Below are 530 nucleotides of genomic sequence, written 5' to 3' on the forward strand. Positions count from 1 at the left end.
CACAAAACCATCCGCTTCTAAAGATTGGGCTAATTGGCGGTTAGAATCGCTACTCATGGACGAATTGATAATCACAGGAAGATGCTCAGTTCTGCTATCAGCTTTAATGGTTTTTAGCACTTCAAACCCTGAAATAACAGGCATTTCTAAATCCGTAATGACCACGCCGACCTGTTGGTAATGTTCTTTTTCATACAAATAATCTAACAATTCTTTCCCGTTTGGAAAGGCTAAATAACGCAATTCTAAAGTTTGAACGATTTTTTCTAGGGTTTTAAGAGCGCTCAAGGAATCTTCAGCGATTAAAATGAGTTTTTGGCTTTGAATGGCTTCTATGCAACGCAAAGTCAAATCGTCTAAATCCTTCAAGCTAGGGAAAACATCGCTAATCATCTTTTCCACATCTAAGATTTGCACCACTCGTTCTTCATCAAAACGAGTGATAGCACTAATCTTACCCTCTTCATTAATGCCTTGTTTGTCCCCAGCGCTAATTTCAGTCCAATTTTTATGGATGATCCTTTCAATTT

1 protein-coding gene is annotated in these 530 nt (G+C 38.1%); it reads right to left on the reverse strand.

The genetic code is table 11. The annotated features are described in order from the left end of the window. On the reverse strand, positions 1 to 530 hold a 530-nt coding region (locus tag IE271_RS44760), incomplete at both ends, for a response regulator (protein WP_190195548.1).

This window comes from Streptomyces minutiscleroticus, from assembly GCF_014650875.1.
GTDB lineage: Bacteria > Actinomycetota > Actinomycetes > Streptomycetales > Streptomycetaceae > Streptomyces > Streptomyces minutiscleroticus.